Annotated in this window: 8 protein-coding genes; 7 read left to right on the plus strand and 1 reads right to left on the minus strand. The window is 44.4% G+C overall.

Features of this window, described 5'->3' with window-relative positions; all coding sequences use genetic code 11:
• Positions 1-84 precede the first annotated feature (84 nt).
• The 6 genes from rpoC (at position 85) to ACFSN5_RS00770 (ending at position 9,735) form a co-directional block, all read left to right on the plus strand.
• Positions 85-3,738 (plus strand): DNA-directed RNA polymerase subunit beta', encoded by a 3,654-nt coding sequence (gene rpoC, locus ACFSN5_RS00745; protein WP_165329448.1) that lies wholly within the window; start codon positions 85-87, stop codon positions 3,736-3,738.
• A 311-nt stretch (positions 3,739-4,049) separates the two neighbouring features.
• Positions 4,050-5,711: a peptide ABC transporter substrate-binding protein gene (locus tag ACFSN5_RS00750; RefSeq protein ID WP_165329447.1), complete on the plus strand. Its 1,662-nt coding sequence runs from the start codon at positions 4,050-4,052 to the stop codon at positions 5,709-5,711.
• Between the two features lie 86 nt (positions 5,712-5,797).
• Positions 5,798-6,712 carry an ABC transporter permease gene (locus ACFSN5_RS00755; RefSeq protein ID WP_040804788.1) on the plus strand — a complete coding sequence of 305 codons (915 nt, stop codon included), beginning with the start codon at positions 5,798-5,800 and terminating at the stop codon, positions 6,710-6,712.
• A gap of 11 nt (positions 6,713-6,723) precedes the next feature.
• The gene (locus ACFSN5_RS00760; protein ID WP_004228615.1) at positions 6,724-7,755 is read left to right on the plus strand and encodes an ABC transporter permease; all 1,032 of its coding nucleotides are present in this window, start codon (positions 6,724-6,726) and stop codon (positions 7,753-7,755) included.
• A 10-nt stretch (positions 7,756-7,765) separates the two neighbouring features.
• Positions 7,766-8,815, plus strand: a complete 1,050-nt coding sequence (locus ACFSN5_RS00765) for an ABC transporter ATP-binding protein (protein ID WP_165329446.1) — start codon at positions 7,766-7,768, stop codon at positions 8,813-8,815.
• Positions 8,812-9,735, plus strand: coding sequence for an ABC transporter ATP-binding protein (locus ACFSN5_RS00770; protein ID WP_165329445.1), 924 nt, complete (start codon positions 8,812-8,814; stop codon positions 9,733-9,735). Before ACFSN5_RS00765 ends, ACFSN5_RS00770 begins: the two co-directional genes overlap by 4 nt.
• A 137-nt stretch (positions 9,736-9,872) precedes the next feature.
• Here the strand turns inward: ACFSN5_RS00770 and ACFSN5_RS00775 are convergent, their stop codons facing one another.
• Complete coding sequence (locus ACFSN5_RS00775; RefSeq protein WP_165329444.1) at positions 9,873-11,558, minus strand: MFS transporter; 1,686 nt, start codon at positions 11,556-11,558, stop codon at positions 9,873-9,875.
• Positions 11,559-11,684: 126 nt separating this feature from the next.
• Here ACFSN5_RS00775 and ACFSN5_RS00780 point away from each other — a divergent pair, with 126 nt between their 5' ends.
• Positions 11,685-12,206 carry a PadR family transcriptional regulator gene (locus tag ACFSN5_RS00780; RefSeq protein ID WP_004226204.1) on the plus strand — a complete coding sequence of 174 codons (522 nt, stop codon included), beginning with the start codon at positions 11,685-11,687 and terminating at the stop codon, positions 12,204-12,206.
• Positions 12,207-12,651: the final 445 nt, after the last annotated feature.

Raw genomic sequence — 12,651 nt, forward strand, 5'->3', positions numbered from 1 at the left:
TTTTCAACCGCCTAGCTAAGTCTCATCATAAGCTGGACTAGGAATTGACTCTAGTTTGGCCAGATAAATAGAAAGGTAATACTAGTGGTTGACGTAAATCGTTTTAAAAGTATGCAAGTCACTTTAGCTTCTCCTAATAAGGTCCGTTCTTGGTCCTACGGGGAAGTTAAGAAACCTGAAACAATCAACTACCGCACGCTCAAGCCTGAACGCGAAGGGCTCTTCGATGAAGTTATCTTTGGTCCTACTAAAGATTGGGAGTGTGCCTGTGGTAAATATAAACGGATCCGCTATAAAGGGATTGTCTGTGATCGCTGCGGGGTTGAAGTTACTCGTGCCAAGGTTCGTCGCGAACGCATGGGTCACATCGAATTGAAGGCTCCGGTTTCTCACATCTGGTATTTCAAGGGGATCCCATCACGCATGGGCTTGACTTTGGATATGAGCCCGCGAGCTTTGGAAGAAGTCATTTATTTCGCAGCCTATGTGGTTATCGATCCTAAGGATACACCGCTGGAACGCAAGTCTATCTTGACTGAGCGTGAATATCGAGAAAAACTGCAGGAATATGGTTATGGTTCCTTCGTTGCTAAGATGGGGGCGGAAGCTGTTCAAGATCTTCTGAAACAAGTAGACTTGGAAGCTGAAATTGCAGAACTCAAGGAAGAATTGAAGACTGCTTCAGGTCAAAAACGGATCAAGGCTATCCGTCGCTTGGATGTTCTTGACGCCTTTCAAAAGTCAGGCAACAAGCCAGAATGGATGGTGCTTAACATCCTGCCAGTTATTCCACCTGATTTGCGCCCAATGGTTCAATTGGATGGTGGTCGTTTTGCGGCATCTGACTTGAATGACCTTTACCGCCGTGTTATTAACCGGAATAACCGTTTGGCTCGCCTCTTGGAACTCAACGCTCCAGGTATTATCGTGCAAAATGAAAAACGGATGCTGCAAGAAGCAGTTGATGCTCTGATTGATAATGGTCGGCGAGGTCGTCCAATTACAGGACCTGGCAGTCGTCCGCTTAAATCTCTCAGCCACATGCTGAAAGGTAAACAAGGGCGTTTCCGTCAAAACTTGCTGGGTAAACGGGTTGACTTTTCAGGTCGTTCCGTTATCGCTGTTGGTCCAACACTCAAGATGTATCAATGCGGTGTGCCGCGTGAAATGGCTATCGAGCTTTTCAAACCTTTTGTCATGAAGGAAATTGTTGCTCGTGAATATGCTGGTAATGTTAAGGCTGCCAAGCGTATGGTTGAACGCGGTGATGAACGGATTTGGGATATCTTGGAAGATGTGATCAAGGAACACCCTGTTCTCCTCAACCGGGCACCTACCCTGCACCGACTTGGTATCCAAGCCTTTGAGCCTGTTCTGATTGATGGTAAGGCTCTGCGCCTCCATCCGCTGGCTTGTGAAGCCTACAATGCCGACTTTGATGGAGACCAAATGGCTATCCACGTGCCTCTGTCTGAAGAAGCTCAAGCAGAAGCTCGTCTCTTGATGTTGGCGGCCGAACACATCCTTAACCCTAAAGATGGTAAACCAGTCGTTACCCCATCTCAAGATATGGTTTTGGGGAATTACTACCTGACCATGGAAGATGCTGGCCGTGAAGGCGAAGGTATGGTCTTCAAGGACAGGGATGAAGCTATCATGGCTTACCGCAATGGTTTTGCTCACTTGCATACCCGTGTTGGTATCGCAACGAACAGCATGCCAGAAAAACCTTGGACCGAAAACCAAAAGGGTAAGGTTATGATTACGACTGTTGGTAAGATTCTCTTTAACGACATCATGCCAGCAGAACTCCCTTATCTGCAAGAACCAACTAACAGCAATCTGACTGAAAAGACTCCTGATAAGTATTTCTTGGAACCAGGTAGCGATATCAAGCCAGCTATTGAAGCACTTGAAATCAATGAACCATTCAAGAAGAAACACTTGGGTAATATCATTGCTGAAACCTTCAAACGCTTGCGGACGACAGAAACGTCTGCCTTCCTTGACCGTTTGAAAGACTTGGGTTACTATCATTCAACCCTGTCTGGTTTGACAGTTGGTATCGCCGATATCCCAGTTATTGACAATAAACAAGAAATTATCGAAGCTGCCCACAGTAAGGTTGAACAAATTAATAAGGCCTTCCGTCGCGGTTTGATGACGGACGATGATCGCTACACAGCTGTTACAAATACTTGGCGTGAAGCTAAGGAAGAGTTGGAAGAAGCGCTGATTGCTAACCAAGATCCTAAGAACCCTATCGTTATGATGATGGACTCAGGAGCTCGGGGTAACATCTCTAACTTCTCTCAATTGGCTGGTATGCGTGGTTTGATGGCGGCTCCTAATGGACAAATCATGGAATTGCCTATCTTGTCTAACTTCCGTGAAGGTCTGTCCGTACTGGAAATGTTCTTCTCTACTCACGGTGCTCGTAAGGGTATGACCGATACAGCTCTCAAGACCGCCGATTCAGGTTATCTGACTCGTCGTCTGGTCGATGTGGCTCAAGATGTCATCATTCGCGAAGACGACTGTGGTACCGATCGTGGTTTGACCATCACAGCTATTACCGATGGTAAGGAAGTAACTGAAACCTTGCAGGAACGCTTGGTTGGTCGTTATACCAAGAAGAGTGTTAAACACCCTGAAACTGGGGAAGTTTTGGTTGAGCCTGATACCTTGCTGACCGAAAATATGGCAGCTGAAATTGTCAAGGCTGGCGTTGAAGAAGTCACCATTCGCTCTGTCTTCACCTGTAAGACTCGTCATGGGGTCTGCCGCCACTGCTACGGTATCAACTTGGCAACAGGTGATGCGGTTGAAGTTGGGGAAGCTGTTGGTACTGTTGCTGCTCAATCCATTGGTGAACCTGGTACTCAGTTGACTATGCGGACCTTCCACACCGGTGGTGTTGCTTCAAATACTGACATCACTCAAGGTTTGCCTCGTATCCAAGAAATATTTGAAGCCCGCAATCCTAAAGGGGAAGCGGTCATCACAGAAGTTAAAGGGCGTGTGACTGACATTGAGGAAGATGCGGCAACTCGTACCAAGAAGGTTTACGTTGAAGGTAGAACTGGTAAAGGTGAATACGTGGTGCCATTTACGGCTCGAATGAAGGTTCAAGTCGGGGATAAAATTTCCCGCGGTGCTGCTTTAACTGAAGGATCTATCCAGCCAAAACATTTGCTGGAAGTGCGTGATACCCTGTCAGTTGAAACCTATCTCTTGGCAGAAGTTCAAAAAGTTTACCGCAGCCAAGGGGTAGAAATCGGTGACAAGCACGTCGAAGTTATGGTTCGCCAAATGCTGCGTAAGGTGCGTGTCATGGATCCCGGTGATACGGATCTTCTGCCAGGTACGCTCATGGATATTGCTGACTTTACAGATGCTAATAAGGATATCGTCATCGCTGGCGGTATTCCTGCAACCAGCCGTCCAGTCCTTATGGGGATCACTAAAGCTTCTCTGGAAACCAATTCATTCCTATCAGCAGCCTCTTTCCAAGAAACTACTCGTGTCTTGACCGATGCAGCAATCCGTGGTAAGAAAGACCATCTGCTCGGTCTTAAGGAAAATGTTATTATTGGTAAGATCATTCCAGCTGGTACTGGTATGGCTCGCTACCGTAATATCGAACCTCAGGCTGTTAATGAAGTTGAAATCATTGAAGAAGAGGTAGGACCAAGTGAAGAGGAAGCTCAAGAAGCTCAAGCGCCAGTTGCTGAATAATAACTCAAACTTCTTTCTGAAATCTGTATAGATATAAGAAGAACTTTCCAGCCTCTCCTAGTTTTAGGAGGGGCTTTTTCCTTCTTAAAATCAAGGAAAGTTTGACTTGATAAACTATTTGAAAAGGCAAAACTGATAAGAAAGCGAAACAGAATATTTACATTTTCTTAATAAACTGCTATAATTGAAAACGTTATAGTCATTCAATGGATTGGGCGGGTCTTGTCCTGAGACCGGTTCAAGTCTATTTTTATTTGGCTAGAGAGAAGAAGCGTTCAGTTTCCCCTGACGCTTAAGATAGAAGGAATTTTATGGTATTAATAAAAAGAAAATTCAGAAAAAAGCTTCGAAAGAATGCTAAGTGGATCGTGGCTGCTGGGGTGATACTGGTTGGTGTTACAGCTCATAACTTTACCCAAACAAATGATTCTAAGCATGAGATTAATTGGTATACACCGACTGAAATCATTACTTTGGATGTTTCTAAGAATACTGATCAATATTCGGCAATGGCTATCGGTAATTCTGGCAGTAACTTAATGCGGGTAGATAAACATGGTGATTTGAAGCTAGATTTAGCTAAAAAGGTGGATGTGTCGGCTGATGGTTTAACCTATACGGCGACCCTGCGCGATCATCTCAAATGGTCGGATGGCAGTGCCTTGACAGCACAGGACATTGTCTATTCTTGGCAGCGCATGGTCGACCCGAAAACGGCTTCTGAATATGCTTACTTGACTCAGGATGCCCATGTTCTCAATGCCGATGAGATTATCGCTGGCAAGAAGCCAGTCAAGGACTTAGGTGTTAAGGCAGAAGGCAACAAGGTTATTTTTACTCTTAGCAAGCCGGCTCCTCAGTTCAAATCTCTCTTATCTTTTTCTAATTTTGTGCCACAGAAAAAATCCTTTGTGGATAAAGCTGGAGATAAGTACGGAACGGCTTCTAAGTATTCTGCCTATTCAGGCCCTTATAAGGTTGAACATTGGAACGGTACTAGTGGTAGCTATAAATTGGTTAAGAATAAATACTACTGGGATGCAAAGCATGTTAAAACCAAGGTTGTCAATGTTCAGACTGTCAAAAAGCCTGATACGGCTGTTCAGATGTATAAACAAGGGGATCTTGATTATGCTAATATTTCTGCGACCTCAGCTATGTATAATGCTAACAAATACAGCAAAGAGGTTGTTAAGGTTCCAGAAGCAACAACCACCTATATCGTTTACAATCAAACGGGGAAGGTTCCTGGTTTGACCAATAAAAAGATTCGTCAGGCTCTCAACTTTGCAACTAATCGTAAGGGAGTGGTTAAGGCTGCTATTGATACAGGATCTAAGCCGGCTACTGCTTTGGCTCCTGAAGGATTAGAGAAATTGCCGGATGGAAGGGATCTAACGGATTATGTGGCTCCGGGCTACACTTATGATGTTAAAAAAGCTAGTCAGCTCTTTAAGGCTGGGTTAGCAGAAGAAGGGCTAAGTTCTTTGAAACTCGTCGTTACAGCTGATTCTGATCAGCCTGTTGCCAAGGCAGCGGTCGACTATATCAAGGAGACATGGGAGAAAGCCCTGCCTGGTTTAACCGTTGAGGAAAAATTTGTTACCTTCAAGCAGCGCTTGGATGATACAAAAAAACAAAATTTTGATGTGGCTCTTGTTCTTTGGGGTGGTGATTATCCGGAAGGTTCAACTTTCTACGGTCTATTCACCTCTGACTCTGCTTATAACTATGGTAAGTTTTCAAATGCTGATTACGATGCTGCTTACCAAAAGGCTCTGACCACTGATGCTTTGAATCAAGCGGCAGGTGCAGAAGATTATAAGGCAGCAGAAAAAGCCCTTTACGACGAGGCTCTTTACAATCCAATCTACTTCCGTTCAACTCGAGCTTTACAAAATCCACATTTGAAAGGCCTGATACGGAATGCAACTGGACTTTACACGGACTTTACCTATGCCTACAAGAAGTAATCAACGTCAGGCAAGAGGGTGAGGGCTAAGCCATCATGGCTGTCTGTCTCACTCTCTTGTTTGCTGATTTTAAAGGAATCAATAATATGGTGAAATATTTATTAAAACGTATAGCAATCTTGTTAGTTACTCTTTGGGTGGTTGTAACCCTGTCTTTCTTTCTTATGCAGGTTTTACCAGGAACGCCTTACAACAACCCCAAGTTAACGGATGAAATGATTGCCATGATGAACAAGCAATACGGCTTGGATAAGCCGCTCTGGCAGCAGTATCTGACCTATCTCTGGAATATCCTGCACGGTGATTTGGGAACTTCTTACGCCTCTATTAATCAAAAAGTGTCAACCCTGATTGGTCAACGCCTAGCTGTTTCTGCTCAACTGGGTATTCAGGCTCTGGTTGTCGGTGTTATCGCTGGTCTTTTTGTCGGTGCTGTTTCAGCCCGCAATAAGAATAACTGGATTGATAGTGTCTTGAGTGTTATCTCAACTCTAGGTATCTCAGTACCGTCCTTCATTATTGGACTTTTTCTCTTGGATTACCTCGGCTTCAAGTGGAATCTTCTGCCTTTAGTTGGTTGGGGTAGCTTTGGTCAGTCCGTCTTACCAACTCTGGCTTTGGCTATTCCGGTCTTTGCTCAGGTTACACGCTTCTTCCGCAGTGAAATGATTGAAACCCTCAATACAGATTACATTCAGTTGGCTCGAGCTAAGGGGCTGACTTCATCAGAGGTAACAGAGCAGCATGCCTACCGCAATTCCATGATTCCAGTCTTGACCTTAGTTGGTCCGCTGGCTGCTAATATTTTGACGGGTTCTGCCTTGATTGAGCAAATCTTCTCAATTCCCGGTATCGGGCAGCAATTTGTCAGCTCCATTCCCACCAAGGATTATCCAGTTATTATGGGAACAACGATTGTCTATGCTCTCATGCTGATGGTGGCTATTCTGGTGACAGATATTGTGATTAGTATTGTTGATCCTCGGGTTCGCTTGCAGTAAGGAAGGATACTATGGACGAAAGACAAACATTTAAACTTGTGGGTGCGGGCAGCACGCTTTCACAAGAAAAAATTCAAAAGCCTACCCTGACCTTTATGCAGGATGCTTGGCGACGGTTGAAAAAGAATAAATTAGCCTTAGTGGCTCTCTGGTTCTTGGCCTTCATGCTGATTTTTGCCGCTATTTCAACGGCCTTTGTCAGTAAGGAAGATGCCAATACTTTTAACAGTGATAAGGTGACCACTTACCGCAATTTGCCTCCTAAAATCAGCGATCATTTACCTTTCTGGAATGGGACAATCAAATATTCTGGTGCTGATAAGAAGACAGATGTCTATAAGGAACAAGAGGTTCCCAAGGGTCAAAAATTTATTTTAGGAACCGACAACTTAGGCCGAAGCGTGGCCAAGAGGGTTATGGTCGGGATTCGGATTTCCCTCTTGATTGCTGTGGTTGCGACCTTGATTGACCTCCTGATTGGCGTTAGCTATGGTCTGATTTCAGGTTTTATCGGCGGTCGGATCGATACCATTATGCAGCGGATTATCGAAGTTATCTCTTCAATCCCTAACTTGGTTATCGTAACCATGCTGGGGCTCCTTCTGGGAAATGGGGTGACGGCTATCATCATCTCCATCGCTATTGTCGGTTGGACAGCGATGGCTCGTCAGGTCCGCAATATGACCCTGTCCTATAAGGAGCGGGATTTTGTCCTAGCTTCAAGGACTCTGGGCGAAAGCAGGATCAAGATTGCCTTTAAACACATTCTGCCAAATATTTCAGGGATTATCATTGTACAAATCATGATGACTGTACCTAGTGCCATTATGTATGAAGCTGTCTTATCAGCTATCAATCTGGGGGTGAAGCCACCGACGGCTTCCCTAGGTTCTCTGATTACCGATGCCCAAGAATACTTACAATATTATCCCTATCAGCTGATTATTCCAGCTCTTGCCTTGGTCTTTATTTCCCTAGCCTTCATCCTCTTGGGTGATGGTCTGCGGGATGCCTTTGACCCTAAGTCAAATGCTGATGAGTGAGGAGGTCCTTATGTCAAAAGAAGAAATTTTAAGCGTCAAAGACCTTCATGTGAATTTCCATACCTATGCTGGCGATGTCAAGGCTATTCGGAATGTCAACTTTGAACTCTACAAGGGTGAAACGCTAGCTATCGTTGGCGAGTCTGGTTCTGGGAAGTCTGTCACAACGCGGACGCTCATGGGCTTGTCGGCTAAAAATGCTGAGGTCAGTGGCGATATCCAGTTTAAGGGACGTAATCTCAATGAACTGGATGAAAAAGATTGGGTCAGCGTTCGTGGTAATGAAATTGCCATGATTTTCCAAGATCCTATGACCAGTCTGGATCCAACCATGAAAATTTGGAAGCAGATTGCTGAGCCCATTTTGATTCACGATGACGAAATGGAATTCGATCAAGCTTTTGAAATCGCTGTTGATTTGATGGAAAAAGTTGGAATCCCTAATGCGCGTGAACATGCTAATGATTATCCTCATCAGTGGTCTGGAGGGATGCGGCAGCGGGCTGTGATTGCCATTGCCCTGGCTGCTAATCCAGAAATCCTTATTGCCGATGAACCGACGACTGCTCTGGATGTAACGATTCAGGCTCAAATTCTGCACCTGATGAAGGATATTCAGCAGCAAACCGAGAGTTCAATTATCTTTATCACCCATGATTTGGGTGTCGTTGCTGGTATGGCTGATCGGGTTGCCGTGATGTATGCTGGTAAGATTGTTGAATACGGCAGTGTTGATGAAGTTTTCTACAATCCGCAACACCCTTATACTTGGGGGCTTCTTGGTTCCATGCCAACCATAGGGACCGAGTCTGGCAGTCTACAAGCTATTCCTGGGACACCACCGGATTTGCTCAATCCGCCTAAGGGGGATGCCTTTGCTGCTAGAAATGCCTTTGCTCTGGATATCGATCACGAGGAAGAGCCGCCCATGTTTAAGGTATCTGATAGCCACTATGCGGCTACTTGGCTTTTAGATGAACGAGCACCTCAGGTGACACCGCCAGACTTTATCCAAAAACGGTGGAAACAGTGGCAAGAATTAGAAGGGAGACAAAAATGACCCAAGACCCTAAAAAATTAGTCCAAGTCAAAAACGTTTCCCTGACCTTCAACAAGGGAAAATCCAACCAAGTCAAGGCTATTGATGATGTTAGTTTTGATATCTATGAAGGTGAAGTGTTCGGTCTGGTTGGAGAATCAGGTTCAGGTAAGACGACTATTGGTCGCTCGATTCTTAAGCTCTATGATATTGACAGTGGTGGCATCAGTTTTAATGAGAAATCCGTTGAAGCCCTTAAGGGTAAAGACCTGCATGACTTCCGTAAGGATGCCCAAATGATTTTCCAAGATCCACAAGCCAGTCTCAATGGTCGGATGACTATCCGAGATATTATTGCCGAAGGCTTGGATATCCATCATTTGACTGCAAGCAAGGAAGAGCGTCAAAAGAGAGTAGAAGAGTTGATTGAATTAGTCGGTCTCAATAAGGACCACCTCTCTCGCTACCCGCATGAATTCTCTGGTGGTCAACGCCAGCGGATTGGGATTGCCAGAGCTCTAGCGGTTAAACCTAAGTTTATCGTAGCCGATGAACCTATCTCTGCCTTGGATGTTTCCATACAGGCTCAGGTGGTCAACCTTATGCAAAAACTTCAGCATGATCAAGGTCTGACCTACCTCTTTATCGCCCATGATCTGTCCATGGTTAAGTATATTTCTGATCGTATCGGCGTGATGCACTGGGGCAAGCTCTTGGAGGTCGGTCCAGCTGATGAGGTTTACAATAACCCCATCCATCCCTACACCAAGTCGCTTCTATCAGCCATTCCAGAACCGGATCCAGAGCGAGAACGGGCTCGGGTGCCTCAGGTTTATGACCCAAGTCTGGAAGAAGATGGGCAAGCCCGCCAAATGCACGAAATCACCCCTGGTCACTTTGTCTATGCGACTGACCAAGAGGCTGAAAACTATAAGAAATAAAAGGACCTCAGCTCTAACCAGCTGAGGCTTTTCTTATTGCCGCTTGAAAATTATGGGGAAATAATATAGCAAAAGAAGTTAAAGCTTGAAACCCTGAACTCGAGTAGTGACCAAGATAAGCCCGCATCCCCGAGGGGCTAACCGAGCTTCCTATTTTTCTTCTCAGGGAAAAGTAGAAAGGTGAAAACAGCCAGTCCGATAAAGCAGATGGAATACCGGTAGAGCCTAGTAAAGGCCTTGGTATAGCGACCTTTAGCATAGGTTTTAATGGCTGAAATTGCCTTATTGATCTGTTGGTTGATGGTTTGTAGTTTGGCTTGAACTTGGGTCTCAACTTTGCCGTGAATGGCCTGTTTGCCCTGATCAGGAAGGCGGTTTGGATAGTTGTTCAAGACCTTCTGGTAGTTTTCATTGATAATGGCTTGTTTTTCTTTTGGGCTAAAATGATTTTGGGTCGTTTTAGCTTGTTTGGTCTTGCCTAGAGCTTTGATGGAAGTGTCAGCAATCATCTTTTGCTTATCCTTAGGAACTTGGATGGTCTTAACTTCTTTTTTAATATAAGTAATGGATTCATTTTTTGCTGCAGTGAGGTTGCTATAGAGACCAGTCACATAGATGGCGACTGCTAAAACAATCCCAACCTGCCGCAGGACTCCTGCCACACTTTGAGAAGCCGTCAGGAGATTGCCAGTAAAATCGGAAGCGGCTAAAACCGTTATGGGACCAGCGATAATACCGTAGCCCATCCCTAAGATCAGACAGATCAGGGTTGTCTGAAAACTATTGGTCATATCAATTTTTGTGAAGAGGATATAGGCAATGGTCATGAGTATGAATCCGCTCGCCATAACGAGACGTGATCCAAGTTTGTCAATCATTAATACAGCCAGAGGGGAGAAGACAAAAATCATGACCGTTATAGGTGTTACCAGTAGTGCAGCCTCAAGTTCAGCTTTGCCTTGCACCCGAGTAAAGTAGGTTGGCAGAACAACTGTGACAGCGACCAGAAAGACATTACTTAGAACAATAGCTAAAGCTGATCCAGTAAATTCTTTGTTCTTAAAGAGGGCCAGTGGCATCATAGGAGCTTGAGCTTTTCCTTCCCACCAAATAAAGAGGGTTGAAAGGAGAGCCGAACCGATTAAGAGTCCGATAATAGTTGGGCTAGTCCAATGCCAAGTCCGTCCTTGAACCAAGCCTAAAGTGAGGGAAAAGAGGGCTGCCATGCTAAAGATAGCCCCCAGAAAGTCAATTCTGGCTGATTCTTTTTCTTGATGCCAGCTAAAGCAAATCAGGCAAATGACAAGGGAAATAATCATCAAGGGGAGATTAACGAGAAAAATCCAACGCCAGCCTAGGTACTGGGTGAGCATTCCGCCGATAGTTGGCCCCAAGGCTGCAGCAAGTCCTTGCGTGACGCCCAAAGCGGCAATGACTCTCTTTCGGGCGGAAATATTAACAGTGTTGATTCCTAGAGTCATCGAGAGAGGAAAGACAAGGGCTGCCCCGATACTTAGGATACTCCTACCGATAATTAAGAAATTTAAGTCCTTACTTAGGGCAGATAGGAGGGAACCCAGCATAAAAGTCATTAGTCCTAAAAGATAAAATTTTTGTTTGCCAAATTTTTCACCTAATTTACTCAAGGGAATGGTTAAAGAAGCAAAGACGATGGTATAAACATTGAGGGCCCATTGTAGATTATTGAGTGTGACCTTCAGGCTATCTTGAATAGCTGGTAGAGCAATATTCATGACGGTAGTATCCAACATACAGAGGAAGATGCCGATACACATAGCAAAAATAGTAAAAGTTCGTTTCATAGGGAAGCTCTCTTTCTTTTATATTAACAATGATAATATAAACTAAATAAATAATAATGTCAACCATATTTTTGTTGACACTTATTTTAAATCCCCTTATAATAAAATTGAAAGCGAGGATAAGCCATGAAAGGTAGAGATGTCATTCTGGGAATTCTGAGCCGCAAAGAGCGGACAGGCTATGATATTAAAAATATTTTAGAAAATCAGCTCTCCTATTTTTATGATGGAACCTATGGAATGATCTATCCGACCCTGCGGAAGTTAGAAGCAGAAGGGAAGATAAAAAAGGAGGTCGTCATTCAAGAGGGCCGGCCCAATAAGAATGTTTATGCGATTACTGAAGCTGGGCGAGAAGAGTTTGTAGCTTATTTTGAGTCGGCAGTAGATGATGAGACAGTTAAATCAGATTTACTTATGCGGCTCTTCTTTGCTACAGACCTATCCAAGGAAAAGTTGCAGCCACTTCTAGCAGAAGGGATTGCTCGTAAGGAAGAGAAAATTCAGCAGCTGCATGATAATCTCCAGACTTGGAAAGAGGATGGAGGCTTGACTAGTACTCAGGAAATGACTATTAAGTATGGTTTGGCCTATTATGAAGCTACTAAGAAGGTTTTAGAAGATGCCCTGAAAGATCTTGAGCAATAAAGAGGATTCTATGGCACCAACCATTCATCTGTCTTGAAGATGATTCCCCCCTTGGTTGGACTTGGCTAGTAATGGTGTAGGACAGCTCGGTTCGTCAAGATTCACTTGAGATTCAGATGGCCTATCAGTCTCACTTAGTCCAGACAACTATGAGCTTTTCCGAATTATCGACTGGTTAAACTGAGCTGGGGTTACTATGAGACAGGAGACTAGGGTGCCAATTGAGGATAGGATTGTTTCTTATGTTAGTGGCCGTTTTTCTTTAGTACAGTCTGAGCTACTGGTGGCATACTAGACGGATGACATAAATATAAAAAGTAAAAGGCTCGCTTGAGGCGGGCTTTTCCTTTTGTCCCAAGGCCAAAGCGGAAAATCTAAACGAATGTGATGACCATCGTTCATCTTATTTTCAACCTCAAAAGGTTTCTCAGACCTTTTTAATCGA

It is taken from the genome of Streptococcus tangpeifui, from assembly GCF_044503215.1.
Lineage (GTDB): Bacteria > Bacillota > Bacilli > Lactobacillales > Streptococcaceae > Streptococcus > Streptococcus tangpeifui.

Excerpts from the sequence above, each read along its gene's own strand:
- ACFSN5_RS00750 (WP_165329447.1), top strand. The coding sequence starts at position 4,050 with ATGGTATTAATAAAAAGAAAATTCAGAAAAAAGCTTCGAAAGAATGCT.
- ACFSN5_RS00755 (WP_040804788.1), top strand. The coding sequence starts at position 5,798 with ATGGTGAAATATTTATTAAAACGTATAGCAATCTTGTTAGTTACTCTT.
- ACFSN5_RS00760 (WP_004228615.1), top strand. The coding sequence starts at position 6,724 with ATGGACGAAAGACAAACATTTAAACTTGTGGGTGCGGGCAGCACGCTT.
- ACFSN5_RS00765 (WP_165329446.1), top strand. The coding sequence starts at position 7,766 with ATGTCAAAAGAAGAAATTTTAAGCGTCAAAGACCTTCATGTGAATTTC.
- ACFSN5_RS00770 (WP_165329445.1), top strand. The coding sequence starts at position 8,812 with ATGACCCAAGACCCTAAAAAATTAGTCCAAGTCAAAAACGTTTCCCTG.
- ACFSN5_RS00775 (WP_165329444.1), bottom strand. The coding sequence starts at position 11,558 with ATGAAACGAACTTTTACTATTTTTGCTATGTGTATCGGCATCTTCCTC.
- ACFSN5_RS00780 (WP_004226204.1), top strand. The coding sequence starts at position 11,685 with ATGAAAGGTAGAGATGTCATTCTGGGAATTCTGAGCCGCAAAGAGCGG.